25 protein-coding genes are annotated in these 22447 nt (G+C 67.8%); 5 read left to right on the top strand and 20 right to left on the bottom strand.

Features of this window, described 5'->3' with window-relative positions:
- Positions 1-167 precede the first annotated feature (167 nt).
- Entirely contained in the window at positions 168-548 is a 381-nt protein-coding gene (locus DPV79_RS37005; protein ID WP_021162679.1) for a DUF805 domain-containing protein, read from the bottom strand.
- A gap of 375 nt (positions 549-923) precedes the next feature.
- On the opposite strand from DPV79_RS37005, the gene DPV79_RS37010 reads away from it, so the two are divergent.
- Complete coding sequence (locus DPV79_RS37010) at positions 924-1328, top strand: hypothetical protein (RefSeq protein WP_060343785.1); 405 nt, start codon at positions 924-926, stop codon at positions 1326-1328.
- A 95-nt stretch (positions 1329-1423) separates the two neighbouring features.
- On the opposite strand, the gene DPV79_RS37015 is transcribed toward DPV79_RS37010, so the two are convergent.
- From DPV79_RS37015 to flhD, 16 genes are all read right to left on the bottom strand, one after another.
- Complete coding sequence (locus DPV79_RS37015) at positions 1424-1921, bottom strand: VOC family protein (protein ID WP_021162681.1); 498 nt, start codon at positions 1919-1921, stop codon at positions 1424-1426.
- 170 nt (positions 1922-2091) lie between these two features.
- On the bottom strand, positions 2092-3333 hold the full coding sequence (locus DPV79_RS37020; protein WP_113047747.1) for a DUF3443 family protein: 1242 nt from the start codon (positions 3331-3333) through the stop codon (positions 2092-2094).
- Positions 3334-3349: 16 nt separating this feature from the next.
- Entirely contained in the window at positions 3350-3853 is a 504-nt protein-coding gene (locus tag DPV79_RS37025; RefSeq protein ID WP_059678248.1) for a DUF2844 domain-containing protein, read from the bottom strand.
- 268 nt (positions 3854-4121) lie between these two features.
- Positions 4122-4853, bottom strand: coding sequence for a protein phosphatase CheZ (cheZ, locus tag DPV79_RS37030; protein WP_021162684.1), 732 nt, complete (start codon positions 4851-4853; stop codon positions 4122-4124).
- Between the two features lies 1 nt (position 4854).
- Positions 4855-5250: a chemotaxis response regulator CheY gene (gene cheY / locus DPV79_RS37035; protein ID WP_006485893.1), complete on the bottom strand. Its 396-nt coding sequence runs from the start codon at positions 5248-5250 to the stop codon at positions 4855-4857.
- Between the two features lie 67 nt (positions 5251-5317).
- A complete protein-coding gene (locus DPV79_RS37040) occupies positions 5318-6409 on the bottom strand; it encodes a protein-glutamate methylesterase/protein-glutamine glutaminase (protein ID WP_042977249.1) in 1092 nt (363 codons plus the stop codon).
- On the bottom strand, positions 6406-7185 hold the full coding sequence (cheD, locus tag DPV79_RS37045; protein WP_059587977.1) for a chemoreceptor glutamine deamidase CheD: 780 nt from the start codon (positions 7183-7185) through the stop codon (positions 6406-6408). The genes DPV79_RS37040 and cheD overlap by 4 nt, the downstream gene beginning before the upstream one ends.
- A complete protein-coding gene (locus tag DPV79_RS37050; protein WP_059587976.1) occupies positions 7182-8174 on the bottom strand; it encodes a CheR family methyltransferase in 993 nt (330 codons plus the stop codon). The genes cheD and DPV79_RS37050 overlap by 4 nt, the downstream gene beginning before the upstream one ends.
- Positions 8175-8177: 3 nt before the next feature.
- A complete protein-coding gene (locus DPV79_RS37055; protein WP_113047748.1) occupies positions 8178-10145 on the bottom strand; it encodes a methyl-accepting chemotaxis protein in 1968 nt (655 codons plus the stop codon).
- Between the two features lie 37 nt (positions 10146-10182).
- A complete protein-coding gene (gene cheW, locus DPV79_RS37060) occupies positions 10183-10698 on the bottom strand; it encodes a chemotaxis protein CheW (protein WP_021164320.1) in 516 nt (171 codons plus the stop codon).
- A 51-nt stretch (positions 10699-10749) separates the two neighbouring features.
- Positions 10750-13029: a chemotaxis protein CheA gene (gene cheA, locus DPV79_RS37065; protein ID WP_113047749.1), complete on the bottom strand. Its 2280-nt coding sequence runs from the start codon at positions 13027-13029 to the stop codon at positions 10750-10752.
- Positions 13030-13062: 33 nt separating this feature from the next.
- Entirely contained in the window at positions 13063-13440 is a 378-nt protein-coding gene (locus tag DPV79_RS37070; protein WP_021164383.1) for a response regulator, read from the bottom strand.
- 24 nt (positions 13441-13464) lie between these two features.
- Positions 13465-14484: a flagellar motor protein MotB gene (gene motB, locus DPV79_RS37075; protein WP_048025309.1), complete on the bottom strand. Its 1020-nt coding sequence runs from the start codon at positions 14482-14484 to the stop codon at positions 13465-13467.
- Positions 14485-14497: 13 nt separating this feature from the next.
- A complete protein-coding gene (gene motA, locus DPV79_RS37080) occupies positions 14498-15358 on the bottom strand; it encodes a flagellar motor stator protein MotA (RefSeq protein WP_011350592.1) in 861 nt (286 codons plus the stop codon).
- Positions 15359-15537: 179 nt separating this feature from the next.
- Entirely contained in the window at positions 15538-16092 is a 555-nt protein-coding gene (gene flhC / locus DPV79_RS37085; RefSeq protein WP_011350591.1) for a flagellar transcriptional regulator FlhC, read from the bottom strand.
- A gap of 96 nt (positions 16093-16188) precedes the next feature.
- Entirely contained in the window at positions 16189-16509 is a 321-nt protein-coding gene (gene flhD / locus DPV79_RS37090) for a flagellar transcriptional regulator FlhD (protein WP_027788649.1), read from the bottom strand.
- Between the two features lie 39 nt (positions 16510-16548).
- Here flhD and DPV79_RS42340 point away from each other — a divergent pair, with 39 nt between their 5' ends.
- A complete protein-coding gene (locus DPV79_RS42340) occupies positions 16549-16944 on the top strand; it encodes a hypothetical protein (protein WP_133295760.1) in 396 nt (131 codons plus the stop codon).
- A gap of 227 nt (positions 16945-17171) precedes the next feature.
- Entirely contained in the window at positions 17172-18236 is a 1065-nt protein-coding gene (locus DPV79_RS37100; protein WP_021162850.1) for a glycosyltransferase family 4 protein, read from the top strand.
- A gap of 106 nt (positions 18237-18342) precedes the next feature.
- Here the strand turns inward: DPV79_RS37100 and DPV79_RS37105 are convergent, their stop codons facing one another.
- Entirely contained in the window at positions 18343-18639 is a 297-nt protein-coding gene (locus DPV79_RS37105) for an H-NS histone family protein (RefSeq protein ID WP_021162849.1), read from the bottom strand.
- 304 nt (positions 18640-18943) lie between these two features.
- On the opposite strand from DPV79_RS37105, the gene aqpZ reads away from it, so the two are divergent.
- Positions 18944-19684: an aquaporin Z gene (gene aqpZ / locus DPV79_RS37110; RefSeq protein WP_021162848.1), complete on the top strand. Its 741-nt coding sequence runs from the start codon at positions 18944-18946 to the stop codon at positions 19682-19684.
- A gap of 118 nt (positions 19685-19802) precedes the next feature.
- Here the strand turns inward: aqpZ and DPV79_RS37115 are convergent, their stop codons facing one another.
- A complete protein-coding gene (locus tag DPV79_RS37115; RefSeq protein WP_048025307.1) occupies positions 19803-20627 on the bottom strand; it encodes a Cof-type HAD-IIB family hydrolase in 825 nt (274 codons plus the stop codon).
- A gap of 143 nt (positions 20628-20770) precedes the next feature.
- Positions 20771-21652 (bottom strand): glucosamine kinase nucleotide-binding domain-containing protein, encoded by an 882-nt coding sequence (locus DPV79_RS37120; protein WP_113047750.1) that lies wholly within the window; start codon positions 21650-21652, stop codon positions 20771-20773.
- Positions 21653-21794: 142 nt separating this feature from the next.
- Here DPV79_RS37120 and DPV79_RS37125 point away from each other — a divergent pair, with 142 nt between their 5' ends.
- Positions 21795-22397 carry a DNA-3-methyladenine glycosylase I gene (locus DPV79_RS37125; RefSeq protein WP_048025305.1) on the top strand — a complete coding sequence of 201 codons (603 nt, stop codon included), beginning with the start codon at positions 21795-21797 and terminating at the stop codon, positions 22395-22397.
- Positions 22398-22447 lie beyond the last annotated feature (50 nt).

Below are 22447 nucleotides of genomic sequence, written 5' to 3' on the forward strand. Positions count from 1 at the left end.
GGGCTTGGGGCTTCGGGCCGAGCGACGACGGCGCGAAGCCGGAAAATGGTGAAGCGGTTGGTGAAGCGGTGAAGCGGTGAAGCGGTGAAGCGGGTGTAGCGGTCTAGGGGGTGCGGCACGAAACCAGGCCCCGACGCGACAGCGTCGCGCGTCGGGGCAGGCGTCGGTCAGGCCGCCGCGATCGGGTCCGCGCCGAAGCGGTTCGGGCCTTCGGTGCCGCGCGAGCACATCCACACGAGCAGCAGGATGCCGCCGACGATCGGGATCAGTGCCAGCAGCAGGAACCAGCCCGAGCGGCCCGTATCGTGCAGCCGGCGCACGCTGACCGCGATGCTCGGAATGATCAGCGCGAGCGAAATCAGGCCGAGCACGACGAGCAGCAGCAGCGTGATCAGGCCCGCGTCGTGGCCCGCCGCGCCGACGACCTGCGCGACGATCGACAGCACGCAGGTGAGCAGCGCGAAATACCAGTATTCGGCACGGCGCGCGCGGCCTTCGAAGGTCGCGTATTTATTGAGTACGGAACGAACGGCTTCTGAAAAATTCATCTTATTACCCTCCTGTTTTATATTGACGACCCCGGAAACAACGCCGGCATTATATGTTTGAATTTCGGCGGACTCCAATCTATTTTCACATGGCGGGTAATGCGCTCGCCCGGCTGAAGCGCATGCCAGTACGGCGCGGGAACGGATACCGCAGCGGAATGCGGCGCCACAGGCTTGCACGCCGCGTCATTTTAATAATCTTTAACACCTGACATAAACGACAGCCCCGGATAATCCGGCACTTGATTACAACCGAATGAAACCCGGCGCGATCGATAATCGCTGCGAGTGACGCATTCGATTAACCGGCCGGTATTACGCCGGCGCGCAAGGCGCGCTACGCTTCGTCATTCCCGATTCCGGCCGAACCGCACCATGCTCCGTCGTCCATTCGTTCCGTCGCTGTCGCTCGCCTGCGCGCTGGCAACCGGCTGCGCGGGCACGCCGGCCCTGCCGCCCGGCGCGCAGGCGCCTGACGCACCGCATCCCGGCACGATCGCCCTGCACCATGCGTGGAACGGGTCGACGCAAACCCTGCGCGCGCAGGATGTCCCCGCGAGCGTCGCTTTCCGCTGCGCCGACGCGCGCGGCGAACCGTCGGAACGTGCCCGCGCGGCCTGGTGCGTGCCGGTCGTCGAGATCGAATCGGTGTCGGTCGATGCCGCCGGGCGCCCGGTCGCGCCGGCCGATGCCGTCCGGATCGAAAGCACCGCGTACGGGCCCGGCCACCGCTTCCTCGACCATACGCAGCTGAGGCGTGCCGGCCGGCCGCCGGTCTAGCGCCCGTATACGCCGATCACGGGCTTTCCCGGCCCCCTGCCGGCCATGGGGCCGGCGAGGCACCGTTCACGCCGGCAACGGGCCGGCGCACGCGCCTAGCCCGCCGCCGCCCGCTGCAGCGCGGCGAGATCGAGCTTCTTCATCGTCATCACCTGCGCCATCACGCGCTCGGCGCGCGCGGGATCGCCCGCCATCAGTTCCGGCAGCTGCACCGGCACGACCTGCCACGACACGCCGAACCGGTCGCGCAGCCAGCCGCACTGTTGCGCGCGCTCGTCGCCGCCTTCGGACAGGCGCGCCCAATAGCGGTCGATTTCGTCCTGGTCCCGGCAGTTGACGACGAACGACACGGCCGGCGTGATCTGGAACACGGGGCCGCCGTTCAGCGCGATGAACGCCTGCCCGTCGAGCTCGAACGCGACGGTCATCACCGCGCCCTCCGCGCTGCCGGATGCGTGCGCGCCGGCCTTGCCGTAACGCGCGACGTGCACGATGCGCGCGTTGTCGAACACCGACACGTAGAAACCGGCGGCCGCCTCGGCGTCGCGGTCGAACCAAAGGAACGGGGTGATGCGTTGTATGCGCGGGCTCATGGCGCTGCCTCCTCGATGTCGTGCCGGCACGGCCGCCGGTATTACATCGTAGGCGCTGTGCCCGCACGCGGCGGCGCTCCGGCCCGCCCCGTCGTGCCGTGCGCGGCCGCCGGATAAAAAAAGGGGGCGATTTCTCGCCCCCGTTCCCTTCAGCGTGCGGCCCTGCCGCGTCAGAACGCGACGAACGGCTGCGCGCCGCCGGTCGAGGTCTTGTCCATCCCGAAGTAGATCGTCCTGCCGTAGAAGTGCGGCATGCCGATGTCGAGCCAGCTGGACGAACCGAACGGGCCCGCGATGTCGTTGAACGCGTATGTCGACGGGTTCGAGAACAGCGAATCCGCGTTCATGAATGTGATCGGCACGGTGCCGGACACGCCGTTCTGGCCGGTCAGTGTCGCCGAGTCATTGACCGTAGTCGCCGGGCAGTAAAACTGCGTGTTCCTCGTGCATGCCGTCCCGTTCGCCGACGAATCGTTGAAGAAATACGCGTTCGAGCCCGTATCGAAGAACGCGGTCACGTTGCGCCCGAGGAACGTCGCGTTGACGTCGCCCGTCGTGGTCGACGTCATCACGGTCTTCCCGGTCAGGTCGGGCAGGCCGAACGTCAGCGTCCCGGTTGCGCTGGCCTGCCCGCTGTTCGAGATGCTCGGCATCGTCACGCTCACCCCGCTGCTGTCGGCGAAACGATGAACCGGGTTGGCCACCTGCTGCGCCACCGGCACGAGCGCGACCGCGCAGTTCGCGTTGTCGCCGTTCGGGCACGCGTAGTAGTTGTTGCTCGACGACGTCGACGTCGCGCAGGTCGTGCCGCAGTCGACCGGCGCCGGCCCGATGCCGAGAATCCCGTTCGCGCCGAGCGCGCTCGCCGAGTTGGCCGACGCACCGCCGTTCGTGCACGAGGCCGGCACGTTCGTCGTGCCGAGGTCGCCGATGATCTGCACGGGCAGCGAACGCGCCTGCTCGGCGCCGATCGACAGGTCGACCGTGCGCACCGAACCCCATGTATAGCTCGACACGAACTTGCCGCACTCGGCGACCGGCGCGCCGCCGCTCGTCACCTGCGGGAGACTGCCGAGCACGCCCGACACCGCACTGCCGACGAGCCGCAGCCCGTAGGACGCGGTATCGACGAGCACGTTGTTGACCACCTGGCAGTTCGACGTGCCCGGCGCGCAGACCTTCACGCTGATGGTCGGAATGTTGATCACGTTCGCCACGCCGGCGTTGACGTTGATGACGGCCGTGTTCCCGGAATTGCCGTCCGAGCCGCCCGAACCGTTGTTGCCGGTGTTGCCCGAGTTGCTGCTGCCGCCGCCGTCGCCGCCGCCACCGCATGCGGTCACGAGGATGGCCGTCGCCGCCGCGAGGCCCAGCACGCCGAGCCAGCGCTTGAATGTACGAGGAATGCTCAAGGTCGCTCTCCCGCTGTCACTGGATGTCGGTGCCGGCCAGGCCGGCAGGCAGCGCCGCCGGCAGCCACGCCTGGCCCGAGAAGGCGCCCATGTGGCCCCCCGTGCGGATCACGAGGCCGCTCGTGTCGACGGACACGGGCGCGCGCCAGCCGCGCGCCTTGTGCGCCGCCTGGACGCCAGCGGTGTACTGCGGGAAATAGCTGCCGAGCAGCGATGCGAGATCCGGCATCGTCGGCCCTTGCCACGCGAGGCCGAACACGCTGCCGGCGGCCGACGTGTATTCGTGAATGACGGTGCCCGACCCGAGCGTGATTTCGCGGACGGTATAGGCGGCGGCACTCGCCTGCACGCCGTCCGCCGAACGCATCGCGCGCTGCAGCGCGCGCACGCTTGCGGCCTGATCGTCCGCCGGCGGCGACATCGGTGCGCCGCCCAGTTCGGCGTGCGCGTGGACGGCCCACAGCACACCCGTTGCAGCCGTCGCGTGCGCGACGGCGCGGCCCAAGCGTTTCAGCTTCACATTCCCTCCCACGGGACTGGCTTCGTGGCAGCGTGCGCGGCGATCGTGCCCGCGCCGCCTGCCGACGTATGAGTCGTATGAATGACGCTTCGTTGCTGCTGACGCGTAGTATGCCTGCTGAGTGTGTCGAAGTGTCAATTCGACGCAGGCCGACCGGCGCGTGCGCAGGCGGCTAGCCCGGGTAAACGTGGTGGACGTTGTGGAAACGGCGCGACGCATGCATCGCGCCGCCCCGCGAAACGGAGGCGCGCCGATGCACGCGGCAGGGTCAGAAGCCCAGGCTGGCGAGCAGGTCGTCGACCTGCCCCTGGTCCTGGACCACGTCGGATTTGCCTTCCGGCGCGATCTGCGGGCCGTTCAGCAGCGACTCGGGGCTGCCGGTCGAGCTCATCTGCTCGGCGGCGAGCGCGGCCGCGGTGGCCGCGAACTGCTCGCGCCGCTCGGGCGCGATGTTTTCGACGAGCACCGTGAGGAGCTGCTGCTCGATCAGGTAGACCATGTCCATGATCTTCTTGATCACCTGCCCGGTCAGGTCCTGGAAATCCTGCGCGAGCATGATCTCGAGCAGTTGCGCGCTGGTCGCCGACGTCGATTCGGGCAGCGTGCGCAGGAACGTGCGCGTATCGTCCATCAGCTCGCGCACTTCCGCGTGCTCGATCGGCGCCGCATACCACTGCGCCCAGCGCGCGTCGAGCGCTTCGGCTTCGCTCTGGAGGCGCGCCTGCATCGGCTTGGCCACCTCGATCGCATTCAGCACGCGCTCGGCGGCCTGCTCGGTCATCGTCGCGACGTAGCGCAGCCGGTCGCGCGCATCGGGCACGGCTTCGGCCGCCCGCTCGACATGCTTGTCGAGCCCGAGCTCGCGCATCGAATCGCGCAGCGTGCGCGTGACATGGCCGATGCGCGCGAGGATGCGGTCGCTCGCGTAATCGGCACCTTCGGCCTGGCCGTCGGCGCTGAACCCGGCGCCCGTCAGCGCGGCATGGATCGGCTCGTTCACGTCAGCTCCCGGCCTTCGCCATCTTGTCGATGATCTTGTTCAGCTTCTCGTCGAGCGTCGCGGCCGTAAACGGTTTCACGACGTAGCCGCTCGCGCCGGCCTGCGCCGCCGCGATGATGTTCTCCTTCTTCGACTCGGCCGTGACCATCAGCACCGGCAGGTGCGTGAGCGTCGCGTCCGCGCGGATTTCCTTCAGCATCGCGAGGCCGTCGAGGTTCGGCATGTTCCAGTCCGAGATCACGAAGTCGTAGCCGCCGCCGCGCAGCCGCGCGAGGCCGGCGAGGCCGTCCTCGGCCTCGTCGACGTTCGAGTAGCCCAGTTCCTTGAGCAGGTTGCGGACGATCCGGCGCATCGTCGGGAAATCGTCCACCACCAGGATTTTCATGCTCTTGTCCATCGTCGTTCCTTTCCAGATTCGTTTCCGTCGGGACGCGTATCGTGGCACGCGCCCCGTGACATTCCATTCAAACGCGCTGCACGCGGTCGCCCATCGTCGCCAGGCGCGCCATCACGCGGCGGCTCATGTCGGCGAGCGGCGCGACCTCGTCCGCGCCGCCGAGCGCGATCGCCTCGCGCGGCATCCCGAACACGATGCAGCTTGCTTCGTCCTGCGCGAACGTGTGGGCGCCCGCGCGTTTCATTTCCAGCAGGCCGGCCGCGCCGTCGCGGCCCATCCCGGTCAGGATCACCCCGATCGCGTTCTTGCCCGCGTGCGTCGCCGCCGAGCGGAACAGCACGTCGACCGACGGGCGGTGCCGGTTGACCGGCGGCTCGTCCGACAGTTGCGCAATATAGTTCGCCCCGCTCCTCGCAAGCAACAGGTGCGCGTGGCCCGGCGCGATATACGCGTGGCCCGGCAGCACGCGCTCGCCGTGCTCGGCTTCCTTCACCGCGATCCGGCACAGGCCGTTCAGCCGCTGTGCGAACGATTTCGTGAAGCCCGGCGGCATGTGCTGCGCGATCAGCACGGCCGGCGCGTCCGGCGGCAGCGGCGTCAGCACTTCGCGGATCGCCTCGGTGCCGCCCGTCGATGCGCCGATGATGATCAGCTTCTCGGTACTGACGAGCGGGTTGTTGATCATCGGCGCGGCCGCATGGCTGTCCGCCGCGCGCGCGACGGCCTGCGGCTGCGGCGCCTGGCGCACGCGCGCACGCGACGCCGCGCGGATCTTGTCGGCGAGCTTTTCCGCGTAGTCAAGCATCCCGTCGCGAATCCCGACGCGCGGTTTCGTGACGAAATCGACCGCACCGAGCTCGAGCGCGCGCAGCGTGATTTCCGAGCCGCGCTCGGTCAGCGACGACACCATCACGACCGGCATCGGCCGCAGGCGCATCAGCTTCTCGAGGAAGTCGAGCCCGTCCATGCGCGGCATTTCGACGTCGAGCGTGAGCACGTCGGGGTTGTGCTGCTTGATGAGCTCGCGCGCGACGAGCGGATCGGGCGCGGTCGCGACCACCGTCATATCGGGCTGGCTGTTGATGATCTCGGTCATCAGGCTGCGGATCAGCGCCGAATCGTCGACGCACAATACTTTGATCTTCTGCACTGCGGTCATGCCTCCTGCTTTCTTGATAGGTTCGCCGCATACGGGCTGCCGGCTTGCGGGTTCGCTGCCCGTAAGCCACTGGAGCCACTGGAGCCGCCGGCACCGCCCGGCGCCGCGCCGCGTGCGCCGAACAGCTCGATACGCGGGCGCGCCGGCTGCGGCGCGGCCGGCCGTTTCGCCGCAAACAGCTCGACGTGAGGGCGCGGCCGCGCGGCGCGCAGGCGGTCGGCCTCGCGCGCGAGCGCGGCTTCGCGCTCGGTCACGCCCGGCACCTGCAGCCGCAGCTTCTTCACCATCGCGCGGCCCGTGCGCGGCATGAATGCGACCTTGCGCGGGTGGACGTCCTGCAAGTCCTCCGCGGTGATGCGGATGCGTTCGAGCGCCAGGTAGCGGCGCACGAAATCGGCGTTGCGATCGCCGATGTTGATCGTCGTCATGCCGGCCAGCACGGCCGCGCCGCCGAACACCTTCGCCTCGAAGCGCTCGCGGCGCCCGCCGGCCTTGATCAGCTCGTTGATCAGCACTTCCATCGCGTACGCGCCGTAGCGCATCGAGTCGGACGCGGCCGCGCCCGCATCGGCGCCGTCGTCGGGCAGCATGAAGTGGTTCATCCCGCCGATGCCCGCGTACGGATCGTGAATGCACGCGGCGACGCACGAGCCGAGCACGGTCATCAGCACCATGTCCTCGGACGTCGTGTAGAACTCGTTCGGCAGCAGCTTCACGCCGGGCAGGCCGAAGTGGTTGTCGAAGTAGCGATTGGTCGCGATCGGCAGTGCGCTCATCCGCGCTCTCCAAAGGCGGGCACGGCGCCCGCGGCCCGCGCACGCACCGGCGACGCCGTCGCGGCCGACGCGGCCGCCTGCGCGCCACGCGGCCGCGCGCCCTGCGCGGCGTCGCGGGTCAGTTCGTACACCGTCTGCCCGCGCAGCCGGAACGCCTGCGTGACGTACGTGAAGTTTTCCGAATGGCCGGCGAACAGCAGCCCGCCCGGCTTCACGAGCGGCTCGAAGCGCGACAGCACCTGCCCCTGCGTCGGCTTGTCGAAATAGATCATCACGTTGCGGCAGAAGATCGCGTCGAACGGCTTCGCGATCCCGTAGTCCGCATCGGTCAGGTTCAGCTGCTCGAAGCGGATCATCGCGCGCAGCTCGGGGCGCACCTTCACGCGGCCGGCCTGCGCGCCCGTGCCCTTCAGGAAGAAGCGCTTCAGCCGCTCCGGCGCCAGGTGCTTGACCTGGTCATACGTGTAGATGCCGGCCTCCGCCTTCGCGAGCACCTGCGTGTCGAGGTCGGTCGCGAGGATCGACGCGCCGCGCGCGGCCGATTCGCCGAGCGCCTCGATCAGCGTGATCGCGATCGAATAAGGCTCCTCGCCGGTCGACGCCGCCGAACACCAGACCGATACGGGCGCCGGGCGCCCTTTCACGAAATCCGCCAGGATCGGGAAATGGTGCGACTCGCGGAAGAACGCGGTCAGGTTCGTCGTCAGCGCATTGGTGAACGCTTCCCACTCGAGCGGATCGTCTTCCTGCTCGAGCAGGTCGAGGTAGTCGCGGAACGTGTCGAGGCCGCGTGCCCGCAAGCGGCGCGCGAGACGGCTGTACGCCATGTCGCGCTTGTGCTCGGACAGCGAGATCCCCGCGCGTTGATGGATCAGCGCGCGGATGCGTGCGAAATCCGCGCCCGTGAACGCGAAGTCGCGCCCCGGCTCGCCCGCGCGAGGCGAGGCATCCGGTGCATCGGGTCGAAACGGCGCGCGCGCGTGCGACATGATTTAGAAGGTCTCCCAATCGTCATCGGACGTGCCGGACGTGGCCGGCGCCGGCTTCTCGCCGTTCAGCGCCGGGCGCACGAGCGCGGGCTTCGCGGCCGGCTTGCCGGCCGGCGCAGCGGTTTTCGCGAGACGCGGCCCGTAGCCGCCCGCGGCGGCGCCACGGGAAGCCGGCGCGTCCTTCGGCGCGTGCGCACCGGCATCGGCCGCGCGCTTCGATTCGTGACCGGCGCCCGACGCGGCCGCGGCACGCGGCGCCGGCGCGGCACGCCGTGCGGGTTGGGCGGCGGCCGGCGGGGCCGGCAGCGCGGCGACCGGCGCCGCGTCGAAACGCGGCTCCGACGTCAGCGCCGGCGCAGGCGCCGGTTCATGCGCGACCGGCCGCGCGACACCGCGCGACGGCGCGAGCACGATGCCGCCCGCGACGCGCCAGCCTGCGACGACCGTCTTCATCTGGCGCGTCTGCTCCTCGAGCGACGCGGCCGCGGCGGCCGCCTGCTCGACGAGCGCCGCGTTCTGCTGCGTGACCGAATCCATCTGGCCGACGGCACGGTTGACCTGCTCGATGCCGGTCGACTGCTCCTCGGACGCGGCGCTGATCTCGCCCATGATGTCGGTCACGCGGCGCACGGCCTGCACGATCTCGTCCATCGTCGAACCGGCGCGCGACACGAGCGCCGACCCGCTTTCGACCTTCTCCGCCGAATCGCCGATCAACTGCTTGATTTCCTTCGCGGCGCTCGCGCTGCGCTGCGCGAGCGAGCGCACCTCGCCCGCGACCACCGCGAAGCCGCGGCCCTGTTCGCCCGCGCGCGCGGCTTCGACCGCCGCGTTCAGCGCGAGGATGTTGGTCTGGAACGCGATGCCTTCGATCGTGCCGATGATGTCGACGACCTTGCCCGAGCTCGCCGCGATGTCCTGCATCGTCGACACGACCTGGCCGACCACGTCGCCGCCCTGCGTCGCGATGTCGGACGCGTTCACCGCGAGCTGGCTCGCCTGCCGCGCGTTCTCCGCGTTCTGGCGCACGGTGCCCGTGAGCTGCTCCATGCTCGACGCGGTTTCCTGCAGCGACGCGGCCTGCTCCTCGGTACGCTGCGAGAGATCGGTGTTGCCGGTCGAGATCTCGCGCGCGCCGACGTCGATCGATTCGGTGCCGCGATGCACGGCCTGCACCATCGCCGTGACGGCGTCCTGCATCCGCTTGATGCCGCCGAACAGGCGGCCGATCTCGTTGGTGCTGAATACGTTCACCGGCTGCGTGAGGTCGCCGCCGGCGATGCGCTCGAAGTGCGCGATCGCGTCCTCGAGCGGCTGCACGATCAGGCCGCGCAGCGCGAAGCGGATCGCGATCACGACGACGAACGCGATCGCGATGCCGGCCGCGATCAGCCCGATCATCAGCGAGATCTGCGACTGCGTCGCGGCCTGGCGTTCTTCCGCGCGCTTCTGCAGCGACGCGATCACGGCCGCCGCGGTCTGGTCGAACGCGACGAACATCGGGCTGATCTTCGCGTCGGCAATCGCGTGGTACGCCGCCATGTCGCCCGCGCGCGCCGCCGCGAATTCCGGCTCGACGCCTTCCTTCACGATCGTCGTGTAGCGTGCGGTGAGCTCGTCGAGGAGCGCCTGCTCGACGCCGAGCTTCGGCAACGACTGGAACGCCTGCCAGTTCTGGTTCGACTTCGCGAACAGCTCCTGCGCGCGGTCGAGCACTTTCGGCGCGTCGGCCGTGTTGCCGGCTTCGGTCAGCGTGCGGAAGCGGTCGAGCGCGACGCGCGAGCGCAGCAGGTGCGCGGCCGTGTCGTCGAGCGTGTGGATCGCCGGCAGGTCGACGTGCGCGATCTCGTCGAGCGAGCGGCTCGCGTGATTCAGCGCGTACAGGCCGAGCCCGCCGACGGCTGCGGCCAGCGCCACCAGGATGAGTCCGACCGCCGTGAGCGTCGTGCGGATCGACCAGTTATGCAACATTGCAGATTCTCCCGAAATTCCTGCGCGCGCGGCGCGCTTACCCGCCGAGCGTCTCGATCAGCGCCATTTCACGGCTCGACATCAGCTTCTCGATGTCCATCAGGATCAGCATCCGGCCGTCGACCGTGCCGAGGCCCGTCAGGTACTCGGTCGTCAGCGTCGCGCCGAATTCCGGCGCCGGCATGATCTGGTCGGTCTGCAGCGTCAGCACGTCCGACACGCCGTCGACCACCATCCCGACCACGCGATGCGCGACGTTCAGGATGATCACGACCGTCTGGTGGTCGTACTCGACGCGGCCGAGATGGAACTTGATCCGCATGTCGACGATCGGCACGATGATCCCGCGCAGGTTGATCACGCCCTTGATGAAATCCGGCGCGTTCGCGATGCGCGTGACGCTGTCGTAGCCGCGGATTTCCTGCACCTTCAGGATGTCGATCCCGTATTCCTCGTCGCCGAGCGTGAACACGAGGAATTCCTGGCCCGTCGCGTCGCCTTGTTCCGCGTCGCGGCGGCTCGTTGCCGCGTTCGCCGCGGCCGGATTGATCATTTGGACTTCAGCAGACACGTTTGCCCCCAATCGGTTGAATGGCGAGAGACATCAGAACATCGCGAGCTCGGCGCCGGCACGGGCGCCGTGCGTCGCACGGGTTTCGCGGTTCAGCGCCGCGACGTCGACGATCAGCGCGACGCTGCCGTCGCCGAGGATGGTCGCCGCCGAGATGCCGTGCACCTTGCGGTAGTTGGTTTCGAGGTTCTTCACGACCACCTGCTGCTGGCCGACCAGTTCGTCGATCAGCATCGCGAAGCGGCGCCCCTCGGTTTCCATGATCGTGACGATCCCCTGCGTCGGGTCGGTGCGCGCGTCATCGACCGAGAACACCTCGTGCAGCGCGACGAGCGGCAGGTATTCGCCGCGCACGCGCACCACGCGCTCGCCGTTGCCGACCGTGTAGATGTCGTCGTTCGACGGCTGCAGCGACTCCATCACGAAGTTCAGCGGCAGGATGAAGATCTCGTTGCCGACCTTCACCGACATCCCGTCGAGGATCGCGAGCGTGAGCGGCAGCACGATCCGCGTGGTCGTGCCACGGCCGGCCTGCGACGTGATCTCGACGTGACCGCCCATCGACTGGATGTTGCGCTTCACGACGTCCATCCCGACGCCGCGGCCCGACACGTCGGTCACCGTCTCGGCGGTCGAGAAGCCCGGCGCGAAGATCAATTGCCAGACTTCGTCGTCGCTGATGTTGTCGGACACCTGCATGCCCTGTTTCGCGGCCTTCGCGAGAATGCGTTCGCGGTTCAGGCCCGCGCCGTCGTCGCTCACCTCGATCACGATGTTGCCGCCGTGATGCGCGGCCGACAGCACGAGCTGGCCGACCGCATCCTTGCCGGCGGCGACGCGCTTGTCGACCGTCTCGATCCCGTGGTCGAGGCTGTTGCGCACGAGGTGGGTGAGCGGATCGATGATCCGTTCGATCAGGCTCTTGTCGAGCTCGGTCGCCTGGCCGAACGTGACGAGCTCGACCTGCTTGCCGAGCTTGCCGGCGAGGTCGCGCACGAGCCGCGGGAAGCGGCTGAACACGTAGTCCATCGGCATCATCCGGATCGACATCACGGCTTCCTGCAGGTCGCGCGCGTTGCGCTCGAGCTGCGCCATCCCGTTAAACAGGCGGTCGTGCAGCGCCGGATCGAACGCGCTCGCGGTTTCCGCGAGCATCGCCTGCGTGATCACGAGTTCGCCGACGAGGTTGATCAGCTGGTCGACCTTCTCGACGCCGACGCGGATCGAGCTGCCTTCGGCGCCCGATGCGGCCGCGGCGGCCGGGCGCGCGCGCTTGTCGTCGTGATGCGCGGCGGCCTGCGGCGCGTGGTCGGCGTGCGCTTGCTGGGCCGGCTGCGGCGCCGGCACGGCGGCAGCCGGCGCGGCGGGCGCGGGCGCGGGCGGCGCTGCCGATGCCGGTGCGGCCGGTTGCGCGGCGGCCTGCGGCGCGAAGACCTCGGCGCGCACCGGCTGCGCGGCGGCGGCCGGTTCTGCAGCGGGGGCCGGCTCCACGGCGGATGCCGCGGCGTCATGAGCGGCGGCCGGTGCGGCCGGCGCCGTACCGTGCGCGACGCGGATCTGGCTTTCGTCGATCACGAAGCAGCACACGGCGACGATGTCGTCGGACGGCACGTCCGATTCGACCCACAGCGTCAGGTCGGCGCCCGCTTGCTCGCGGCCCACGATCCGGCCGAGGTTGCCGAGTTCTTCGGTCAGCAGCTCCTGGTCCTTCGCGTCGACGCCCACGAGCGTGATCTTCAGGTGCGGGCCGCCTTCGTCCGCGCCGGCATCGGCTGCCGGATGCGCAGCCGCGACGGCCTGCTCGACCACGTGGTCGGGCGCACGATCGTCGCCGGCGGCCGTCTCCACGGCCGGAGCGGCCGGCGCGGCCGGTTCAGCGGCAGCGGCGACCGGCGCGGCAGCGGCAGCCGGCGCGTCCGCGCCGCTCTCGGCCTTCAGCCGCTCGAGCTTCGCGCAGATCGTCGCGGCGGCGGCCGCGTCCGGTTCGGCGCTCGCGCGGTAGTCGACGAGCTGGTCGGACAGCACGTCCTTGGTCTCGAGGAACGCGTCGACCATTTCCTTGGTCAGCGTCAGCTCATGGTTGCGTGCGCGGTCGAGCAGCGATTCGAGGATGTGCGTCGTATCGGTCAGCGCGGAAAAGCCGAACGTCGCGGCGCCGCCCTTGATCGAATGCGCGGCGCGGAAGATCGCGGCCAGATCCTCGGGGTCGGGCGAACCGACGTCGAGGTTCAGCAGCAACTGCTCCATCTGCGCGAGCAGCTCGTCCGCTTCGTCGAAAAATGTCTGGTAGAACTGAGTGATGTCGAGAGTCATGCCCGGTCCCGGGTTGAATGCGTCGCGTGAATGTCAGGAGGCGGCCGGTTCGGACAGCGTCGCGACCAGGTCGACCAGCACGGCGGGGTCGATCGGCTTCTCGATCCAGCCGGTCGCGCCCGCGTCGCGCGCGGCGTCCTTGAATGCGTCGCTGCCTTCGGTCGTCAGCACGAGGATCGGTGTTTCCGTATAGGCGGTCAGCTTGCGCAGCGCGGCGATCACTTCGAGCCCGCTCTTGCGCGGCATGTTCTGGTCGGTGAGCACCAGGTCGTACGGCACGGTGGCCGCCAGGTCGAAGCCGGCCTCGCCGTCCGGCGCCACCGTCACGTCGTAGCCGGCCTGCGCCAGCGTTGCCTGGAGCAGCGCACGCATGGTCGCGGAGTCGTCGATGGCGAGAATGGTTCGGATCATGTCTGTCTCGGAATCTTTTAAGCGTCAGGGTTTCGGCACGGCGACGGCGGACGCCGCGAGCGCCGGCCGCGCGGCCGGCGCCGGGCCGGCCAGCTGCTGCGCGAGCTGCTGCGAGCCGGCCGCATCGGCCGACAGCGTCGTGGTCGTCGCATCGTCGCGCATCAGCGCCTCTTCGGATTTGCGGTTCAGCACGATCACGCTGATCCGGCGGTTTTCCGGGTCGAGCGGGTCGGCCTTGTTCAGGTTCTGCGTCGACGCGAGGCCGAGCACCCGCAGCACCTTCGCCTCGTCCATGCCGCCGGAGATCAGCTCGCGGCGCGACGCGTTCGCGCGGTCGGCCGACAGTTCCCAGTTGCTGTAGCCGCCCTCGCCGCCCGCGTACGGCACGGCGTCGGTATGGCCCTGGACGATGATCCGGTTCGGCACGTCGTTCAGCGTCTTGCCGATCTCGCGCAGGATGTCGCGCATGTACGGCTCGACGTGGTCGCTCGACATCGCGAACATCGGCCGCTTCTGCGAATCGACGATCTCGATGCGCAGCCCCATCAGCGTGGAATCGATGCGGATCTGCTGCTTGAACTGGCGCAGCGTCGGGTTGGCCTCGATCGCGGCCATCAGCTTGATCTGCAGGTCGTGCAGGCGCGCCTGCTCGAGCCGGTCCTGCGCACCCTGCGCCTGCGACCGGGAATTCTCGTCGCCCGCTTTCGCGAGACGCTCGGCGAGCTGCGTCATGCCGTCGGTGCGGCGCAGCGTGCCGGCGTCGACGCTCGACAGGTCGCGGCCGCCGCCGTTGATGATGCTGGAATCCTGCGAGCTGCGGTCGCCGCTGCCGAACAGCGCGGCCTTCAGCGGCGTGTTGAAGTATTCGGCGATCCCCTTCAGCTGCACCGGCGTGACCGAGCTCAGCAGCCACATCAGCAGGAAGAACGCCATCATCGCGGTCATGAAGTCCGCGTATGCGAGTTTCCATGCGCCGCCGTGGTGCCCCTTCTTCGCCGGGGCCACCCGCTTGACGACGATTGCGCGATCCTTGCTCTTGCTCATCGGGGGCTCCGCGTCACTTCGCCTTCACGCGGCGCACGTGCTCTTCGAGCTCGGAAAACGACGGGCGCTCGGTCGAGAACAGCACCTTGCGGCCGAACTCGACCGCGATCGCCGGCGCATAACCGTTCAGCGTCGCGAGGATCGTCACCTTGATGCACTGGAACATCTTGGTCGACTCGGCGACGCGCTGCTCCGCGAGGCTCGCGAGCGGCCCGATCAGCCCGTACGACAGCAGGATCCCGAGGAACGTGCCGACCAGCGCCTGCGCGATCATCGCGCCGAGCACCGCGGGCGGCTTGTCGGCGGACGCCATCGTGTGCACGACGCCCATCACGGCCGCGACGATGCCGAATGCCGGCATCGCGTCGCCGACGCGCATCAACGCATGCGCGGGGCCTTCGCCTTCCGCGTGGTGCGTCTCGATCTCCTCGTCCATCAGGCTCTCGATCTCGAACGCGTTCATGTTGCCGCCCACCATCAGGCGCAGGTAGTCGGTCAGGAATTCGACGATGTGGTGATCGGCGAGGATCTTCGGGTATTGCGTGAAGATCGGGCTCTTTTCCGGATCGTCGATGTCGGCCTCGAGCGTGAGCGTGCCTTCCTTGCGTGCCTTCGCGAGCAGCACGTAAAGAAGCGCCATCAGCTCCATGTAGACATCCTTCGTGTATTTCGAGCCCTTGAAGAGCGTCGGCAGCACGCGCAGCGTCGCCTTGATGGTCTTGCCGCCGTTGCCGAGGATGAATGCGCCGACGCCGGCACCCACGATCATCAGGATCTCGACGGGCTGGATCAACGCGCCCAGATGCCCGCCTGCCAGCGCATAACCGCCGAAGACGGACAACAGCGTCACGAGTGTTCCCACGATAATCAGCACTGCCTGTCCCTCACGAATGACCGGCGGGGAGACCGCCGTTAAACAGGTTTACGGCAGTCGGCAGGAAAACTTTCGCGGCCGCCCGGCGGCGGCCCGACGGTGTTTACCAGCAATTCGCAGACGATTAGCGGGCGATCCGCACCGCCCGGCGCGGCCCGCTCGCGCCCGCCCGGCGGCGCTCAGGCCGCGGCGGCGGCCAGTTCGGCGCGCGCGGCGGCGGCCTTGCGGGTCTTGCCCGCGCGCGACGGCGGCTGGCAAAGGCCGCAGACGAAACCTTGATGCGGATCATGCGCATGCGCGACGAAGTGGCCGCCGCAGCGCGTGCAGGGGGTCATCTGCAGCATCCCCGAATCGAAGAAACGCACGAGCGTCCAAGCGCGCGTGAGGCTCAGCGCGGCTTCGTCGCCGGACAGGTTCACGTGCTCCTGGTAGAGCCGGTACGCCTTCACGATCGACTGGATCGGCTCGCAGCGGCCGTGGTCCTGCATGAACCGGTAGATGTTGTAGAACAGCGACGAGTGGATGTTCGGCTGCCACGTCATGAACCAGTCGGTCGAGAACGGCAGCATCCCCTTCGGCGGCGACACGCCCTTCAGTTCCTTGTACAGCTTGATCAGACGATCCCGCGACAGGCTCGTCTCCGCTTCCAGCAACTGCAGCCGGGCGCCCAGTTCGATCAGTTCGATGGCGAGGGTGATTTCCTTCACCTCGATCACGACGCTTTTGCTTGCCATGGTGATAACCGTCCGCTTGACGTGATTCGGATGGATGGCCAGTACGCTGCCCGCCGGCGCGACACGCCGGGACTCAACGCAAGGCGGGGTGATGGATCAGCGGACGCCTTCGACCTGCTGCCCGGCCATCAGGATGGCCGAGTGGGCGTGCGCGACGACATCGCTGCGGCCCTTGTCGGCGAGCGACGACAGCAGCGCGTGATCATCGAAGCGGAAGCGGCACAGCATCTGGTTGGACGCGGCGAGTTTCACGGTCTGTGCGAGCGTGAGGTTCCCGAGCACGTCGGCCAGTTCCTGGGAAATTCCCATGCGGAACATGCCCATCGCCTTGTCTTCCCGCAGCAGGCGTTGCGCGAGGAGGAGGTACGACAGGTTGACCTCTTTGATCTCACTGAGCATTTCGCTGGTAGCGCTCATGATTCCCCCGTTAAAGAGCTTTCTTTGGCCATTCGTGTTATGAAAACGTTTGCTCGCTCGGAGCGCTCTGGGCGCTCGGTCGGCTCGTTTATAGTCTTACAGGGCGAATTTTGGCCAAACGGCATTTATGCCGGTATCAGCGAAGTGGCGTATGCCATGCAGGATTTGTCTGTAAACCGTGTAGGAATTTTTCCGACAAGGCGAATTGAAAGCTTCAATCGCGAAAGCAAGTTCCGACGCGGGTTCGGCCGAGATGGATCCAATGGCCCCGGTTCAATGACGAAAGGCTTGCCGGCAAGGCTGCCGGCAATCGGATCGGTAAAAATTATAGTGCTTTTTCACAATGACGCAACAATAGTTGCATCTGTCTCCATTCCTGATTCCGCGCCCTTTTTCTCGGGGTTTTTGCGTATTTCATCGTGTAACAAGCCTTAAGTGTTTGAAAAAACACTCGAACCCCTCAGGGCGATATCGATAATGGACTCCAATGGGCGGCGGCGCGAGCCGTGCCGGCCCGCCCCGCAGCTTGCCGTCCGGCGCCCCGCGCACCCCGCCCAGGGCACGGCCACGTACCGCCAACCGCGTGCGTCGGCGAGTTCCGCAACCTTGTACGGGATCCGCACCGGCACCACCGTGCCCCCGGATCAAACAGGAGAACACCCATGCGAATCGCCCAGATCGCGCCGCTTTACGAAGCCGTTCCGCCGAAACTCTACGGCGGCACCGAGCGTGTCGTGTCCTACCTCACCGAGGCGCTCGTCGAACTCGGCCACGACGTGACGCTGTTCGCCAGCGGCGACTCCGTCACGTCGGCGCGCCTCGAGGCGGCCTGGCCGCGCGCGCTGCGGCTCGATCCGTCGATCCGCGATTCGATGGCGCCCCATATGCGCCTCCTCGAGCAGGTTGCCCGGGTCGCGCACGAATTCGACGTGCTGCACTTCCACCTCGACTACCTGCCGTTCTCGCTGATGTCGCGCCTCGACACGCCGTACGTGACGACGCTGCACGGCCGCCTCGACCTGCCGGAACTGCAGCCGGTGTTCGACGCGTTTCCCGACGCGCCGGTCGTGTCGATCTCGAACAACCAGCGCAAGCCGCTGCCGCAGGCCGCGTGGGCCGGCACCGTGTATCACGGGCTGCCCGACACGCTGCTCACGCCGCAGCCGGGCGTGAAGCCCGAATACCTCGCGTTCCTCGGCCGGATCTGCCCGGAAAAGCGCGTCGACACCGCGATCCGGATCGCCGCGCAAAGCGGGCTGCCGCTGAAGATCGCCGCGAAGGTCGACAAGGCGGACGCCGACTATTTCAAGGAAGTGATCGAGCCGCTGCTCGGCGAGGCGCACGTCGAATTCATCGGCGAGATCAACGAGGCGCAGAAGCCCGCGTTCCTGTCCGGCGCGAAGGCGCTGCTGTTCCCGATCGACTGGCCGGAGCCGTTCGGCCTCGTGATGATCGAGGCGATGGCCTGCGGCACGCCGGTCGTCGCATTCAACCGCGGCTCGGTGCCGGAAGTGATCGAGGACGGCGTCACGGGCTTCATCGTCGAGGACGTACAGGGCGCGGTCGGCGCACTGCACCGGATCGACAGCCTGTCGCGCACCGCAATCCGGGAACGTTTCGATACGCGCTTCAGCTCGAAGGCAATGGCGCAGCGTTATGTCGAAACTTACGAATCGCTTTGCACGGGAGCACGCCAGCCGGTATTGCGCCGCGTCGCCGGCGCCTGATACGGAAATCCGCGAAGAAATATTTCGTAATCCAATCCGCGCCGCAATCGGCGCGCCAAACAAAAGAGCCGCATCTCGATGCGGCTCTTTTGTTTGGGGTTTTCGATCATTCGATCAGGAAACGATCGCGGTTTTTACCGACGATCCAATTCGGCGGCTTGCCGCGCCCGCTCCAGGTCGCGCCCGACTTCGGATCGCGGTATTTCGGCGGCAGCGGCGCCTTCTTCGGCGGGCGCCCGCGCTTCGCTCGCTCCGCGAAGCCCAGATCCTGGGCAGTCAGTCCATATTCGGCAATCTTTTGCTGGACTTCGGCAATCACTGCCGCCACTTCCTGGCGGCGCACATCGTCCGCCTGGGCCTGCAGATCCGCGATCTGCGCCTTGAGTTTCGCGTATTGAGACATTTTTCGACTCCCCTTTTGATGATGCGGCCCCGGCGAATCCGGCCGGGACACCAACATCCGTTACGCCATCCGCACTGCCGCCCTGCCCTTCGAAATTAATGCTGCCATCTTTAACCGATTCGACTATATCGAGAATGCGGACTTATTCTAATAAGGGCATTCGTCAGCCATTAAAATTTAACAATCGTTGACCCTCCCCCACCCGATTCATTTCCTATAATCCAGACCAATTCCGGATGACGGTTTAAATGCGTCGCGTCGTCCGGTCGCCTTCAATCCACTTGAACTTGAACGAGGTCCTTACATGAATCTTTCTCAGCGTCTCGCTGCAGAGGCATTCGGCACGTTCTGGCTGGTGCTCGGCGGGTGCGGAAGCGCCGTGCTGGCCGCCGCCTTTCCGGGCCTCGGCATCGGCTTTGCCGGCGTCGCACTTGCCTTCGGCCTGACGGTGCTGACGATGGCATTCGCAATTGGCCATATTTCGGGCTGCCACCTGAATCCCGCGGTGAGCGTCGGCCTGACGGTCGCCGGCCGCTTCCCCGCACGCGATCTCGTGCCGTACATCGTCGCGCAGGTTGTCGGCGCGACGCTCGGCGCATTCGTGCTGTACCTGATCGCGACCGGCAAGCCGGGCTTCGACGTCGTCGGCAGCGGCTTCGCGACGAACGGCTTCGGCGAGCGCTCGCCCGGCCACTACGCACTCGGCGCGGCGTTCATTTGCGAAGTCGTGATGACGGGCTTCTTCCTGTTCGTGATCCTGGGCGCCACCGACAAGCGCGCACCGGCCGGCTTCGCGCCGATCGCGATCGGCCTTTGCCTGACGCTGATTCACCTGATCTCGATTCCGGTCACCAACACGTCGGTGAACCCGGCCCGCTCGACCGGCCCTGCGCTGTTCGTGGGCGGCGAAGCGATCGGCCAGCTCTGGCTGTTCTGGGTGGCGCCGATCATCGGCGCGGCACTCGCCGGGATCATCTACCCGCTGGTCGCGGGGCGTGACAACGCCGTCGACCTGCTGCCGGCATCCGCTCGCACAAGCGAATAAATCACTACGGGGTCAAGCGAGCAGAGCAGCGAGCCTCACGCTGTCCAAGAAGATAGAGGCAGGTAATTTCGACGGGCGCCGCTGGCGCCCGTTTTTCATTTCCACCCGGGCGGGACGCTCAGGACGCGGCGGCGTTGCCTTCGAGCGAGAACAGCGTGCGCAGGTGGCGGGCGACGCCCGCGTCGAAGTTGTTGCCGATCCGCGGGATGTGCGGCAACCGCGCGACCAGGTCGGGGTTCGCGTTGTTCATCATGAACGCGTGGCCGGCGGTTTCGAGCAGGTCGATATCGTTCATGTTGTCGCCGAACGCGATGCAGTGGCCGGTGTCGACGCCGAGCCGCGCGAGCACCGAGCGCAGCGCGCGGCCCTTCGACACGTTCGCGGTCATCACTTCCAGGCAGTCGGGCAGCGAGTACGTGACATACAGCGCATCGCCGAAGCGCACGCGCATCTGCTCGGCGACGACCGCCAGATCGGCCGGATCGCCGATGTACAGCACCTTCGCGATATCCGTGCCGTCGTGCGCGGCCATGTCGATCACGTCGTAGCGGAAGCCCGAATCCTGGTGGAATTCGAGCAGGTGCGGCGCGTCGCGGTCGATCAGCCAGCCCTGGTCGGTGAACAGGTTGACGATCACGCGGCCGTGCGCACCGACGATATCCGGCTGCACGAGGCCGCGGACGATTGCCGGATCGATGTCCTGCGCATGGATCGTCGTGTCGTCCGGCGCATGCACGCGCGCGCCGTTCGACGTGATCAGGTACGGCCGGATGCCGAGCACGTCGCGAATGCCGGCGACGTCCGCGTAGTGGCGCCCGGTGGCGATCACGAACTGCAGGCCGTCGCGGTCGAGCCGGCGGACGGTGTCGATCGTGTACGGATCGAGCTGGTGGTCGCTGTTCAGCAAGGTACCGTCGAGATCGGTGGCGATGACTTTGTACATGGGACGGAAGAATGGCGCTCGGGGCTCTGCGGAACGGCCATTCTAACGTCGCGCCCGGTTGCCTGCCGGACGGTTCCCGGTCGATCGCCGCCGTCGGCCCGGTTTCGGTGCGCGTTCAGCTGCCCTCGAATGCCTTCAGTTGCTCAGTTGCCTTCCGCCTCGCGCAGCGCCTGCAGCGCGAGCCGCAGCGCGCCGTGCGCCGAATCGTCGAGCGGCGCGCGCAGCCGGGCGGCGTGGCGCGCCGGCACGGCCGGAGCCAGTGCGTCCGCCAGGCCGCCGCACAGCGCGACCGGCAGCGCCTGCTGCGGATCGAGCGCGTCGATCATCTTGCCGATCTCGTCGCCAGCCTGCGCGATCAGCGCGCCCGCGACCGGATGCGAACGGTGCGCGAACACGGTCGGCGCAAGCCGCGCGTAGATCGTCTGGTTCGCATCGCACGACCACTGGACGAGCGCGTCGCGATCCTGCGCGCCCGTTTCCGCGAGCAACGCGTTCGCGAATGCATCGCGCGGTACGCGGCCGTCGAGCGCCTGCTGCGCATACGCGAGCGCGCGCACGCCGACCCATGCACCGCTCGCCTCGTCGCCGGACGGAAAGCCGAAGCCGCCCGCGATCCGGCAGGCGCCGGCCGCGTCGAGCGCCGCCGCGATGCTGCCGGTGCCGAGCGCGACGATGAGCCCCGGCGCGCCGCCGTGTGCGCCGACGACGGTCGTATACGCGTCGCTCTCGACCGCGAGCGCGCCGAGCGGCGCCTGCGCGCGAAACGCGGCGAGCCACGCGGCATTGTTGACGCCCGCGAGCCCGCAGCCGAGCGCGCACTGCGGCCAGTCGAATGCGAGGCCGGCCCGCGTGAACGCGTCCGCGCAAGCTGCGCCGATCGATGCCCACGCGCGCTCGATGCCGAGCCCGAGCCCCGACGGGCCGCCGCGCCCCTGCGCGAGCTCGCGCCCGTGCCGGTCGGCCAGCACCGCGCGCGTGCCCGTGCCGCCACCGTCGATCCCGATCGCAAAAAGTAATGCCGCCATGCCTTCATCCCGCTGATTCGAACAGGCGCCAAGCTTAACCGGATCGGCGCCGCGCGCCCATCTGCCGTTCGGCCGGCTGTTCCGTGAAAAGGGCTTCCGCTATGCTGGCACGATCGAATCGACACTGAAAACGAGGCAGACGATGTCGCAGCGGTGCAACTGGGTGAAGACTGAAGCGGATGCTCACTATCACGATACCGAGTGGGGCGTGCCGTCGCACGACGATCGCCACCTGTTCGAAATGCTGATCCTGGAAGGGGCGCAGGCCGGGCTGTCGTGGTCGACGATCCTGAACAAGCGCGCGGGCTATCGCGACGCCTTTGCGGATTTCGACGTCGATGCCGTCGCGCGCTTCACGCCGAAGCGCATCGAAAAGCTGCTCGAGAATCCCGGTATCGTGCGCAATCGCGCCAAGGTCGAATCGGCGGTCACCAATGCGCGTGCCGTGCAGCGCATCCGGGAAGAACACGGGTCGCTCGCCGCGCTCCTGTGGTCGTTCGTCGGCGGCACGCCGGTCCAGAACGCGTGGCAGTCGTACCGTGACGCGCCCGCGTCGACCGAGCAGTCCGACGCGCTCAGCAAGGCGCTGAAGGCGTATGGCTGCAAGTTCGTCGGTTCGACGATCTGCTATGCGCTGATGCAGGCCACCGGCATGGTCAACGATCACGAGGTCGGCTGCCCGTGCCACGCGCAATGCGCGGCGCTCGGCGGCAAGCAGCCGGCACGCCGGCGCAAGGCGGGCTGACGGCGCGGGCATCCGCCGGCCGCTCATCGTTCGCCGCGGCCCTGCGGCGG

Origin of the sequence: Burkholderia reimsis, assembly GCF_003294055.1 — a bacterium.
GTDB classification, from domain to species: Bacteria; Pseudomonadota; Gammaproteobacteria; order Burkholderiales; family Burkholderiaceae; genus Burkholderia; species Burkholderia cepacia.

What these genes read in the sequence shown, in the direction of transcription:
- DPV79_RS37005 (WP_021162679.1), bottom strand. Translation starts at nt 548, where the DNA reads ATGAATTTTTCAGAAGCCGTTCGTTCCGTACTCAATAAATACGCGACC.
- DPV79_RS37010 (WP_060343785.1), top strand. Translation starts at nt 924, where the DNA reads ATGCTCCGTCGTCCATTCGTTCCGTCGCTGTCGCTCGCCTGCGCGCTG.
- DPV79_RS37015 (WP_021162681.1), bottom strand. Translation starts at nt 1,921, where the DNA reads ATGAGCCCGCGCATACAACGCATCACCCCGTTCCTTTGGTTCGACCGC.
- cheY (WP_006485893.1), bottom strand. Translation starts at nt 5,250, where the DNA reads ATGGACAAGAGCATGAAAATCCTGGTGGTGGACGATTTCCCGACGATG.
- DPV79_RS37040 (WP_042977249.1), bottom strand. Translation starts at nt 6,409, where the DNA reads ATGACCGCAGTGCAGAAGATCAAAGTATTGTGCGTCGACGATTCGGCG.
- cheD (WP_059587977.1), bottom strand. Translation starts at nt 7,185, where the DNA reads ATGAGCGCACTGCCGATCGCGACCAATCGCTACTTCGACAACCACTTC.
- DPV79_RS37050 (WP_059587976.1), bottom strand. Translation starts at nt 8,174, where the DNA reads ATGTCGCACGCGCGCGCGCCGTTTCGACCCGATGCACCGGATGCCTCG.
- DPV79_RS37055 (WP_113047748.1), bottom strand. Translation starts at nt 10,145, where the DNA reads ATGTTGCATAACTGGTCGATCCGCACGACGCTCACGGCGGTCGGACTC.
- cheW (WP_021164320.1), bottom strand. Translation starts at nt 10,698, where the DNA reads ATGATCAATCCGGCCGCGGCGAACGCGGCAACGAGCCGCCGCGACGCG.
- cheA (WP_113047749.1), bottom strand. Translation starts at nt 13,029, where the DNA reads ATGACTCTCGACATCACTCAGTTCTACCAGACATTTTTCGACGAAGCG.
- DPV79_RS37070 (WP_021164383.1), bottom strand. Translation starts at nt 13,440, where the DNA reads ATGATCCGAACCATTCTCGCCATCGACGACTCCGCGACCATGCGTGCG.
- motB (WP_048025309.1), bottom strand. Translation starts at nt 14,484, where the DNA reads ATGAGCAAGAGCAAGGATCGCGCAATCGTCGTCAAGCGGGTGGCCCCG.
- flhC (WP_011350591.1), bottom strand. Translation starts at nt 16,092, where the DNA reads ATGGCAAGCAAAAGCGTCGTGATCGAGGTGAAGGAAATCACCCTCGCC.
- flhD (WP_027788649.1), bottom strand. Translation starts at nt 16,509, where the DNA reads ATGAGCGCTACCAGCGAAATGCTCAGTGAGATCAAAGAGGTCAACCTG.
- DPV79_RS42340 (WP_133295760.1), top strand. Translation starts at nt 16,549, where the DNA reads ATGAAAACGTTTGCTCGCTCGGAGCGCTCTGGGCGCTCGGTCGGCTCG.
- DPV79_RS37100 (WP_021162850.1), top strand. Translation starts at nt 17,172, where the DNA reads ATGCGAATCGCCCAGATCGCGCCGCTTTACGAAGCCGTTCCGCCGAAA.
- DPV79_RS37105 (WP_021162849.1), bottom strand. Translation starts at nt 18,639, where the DNA reads ATGTCTCAATACGCGAAACTCAAGGCGCAGATCGCGGATCTGCAGGCC.
- aqpZ (WP_021162848.1), top strand. Translation starts at nt 18,944, where the DNA reads ATGAATCTTTCTCAGCGTCTCGCTGCAGAGGCATTCGGCACGTTCTGG.
- DPV79_RS37115 (WP_048025307.1), bottom strand. Translation starts at nt 20,627, where the DNA reads ATGTACAAAGTCATCGCCACCGATCTCGACGGTACCTTGCTGAACAGC.
- DPV79_RS37120 (WP_113047750.1), bottom strand. Translation starts at nt 21,652, where the DNA reads ATGGCGGCATTACTTTTTGCGATCGGGATCGACGGTGGCGGCACGGGC.
- DPV79_RS37125 (WP_048025305.1), top strand. Translation starts at nt 21,795, where the DNA reads ATGTCGCAGCGGTGCAACTGGGTGAAGACTGAAGCGGATGCTCACTAT.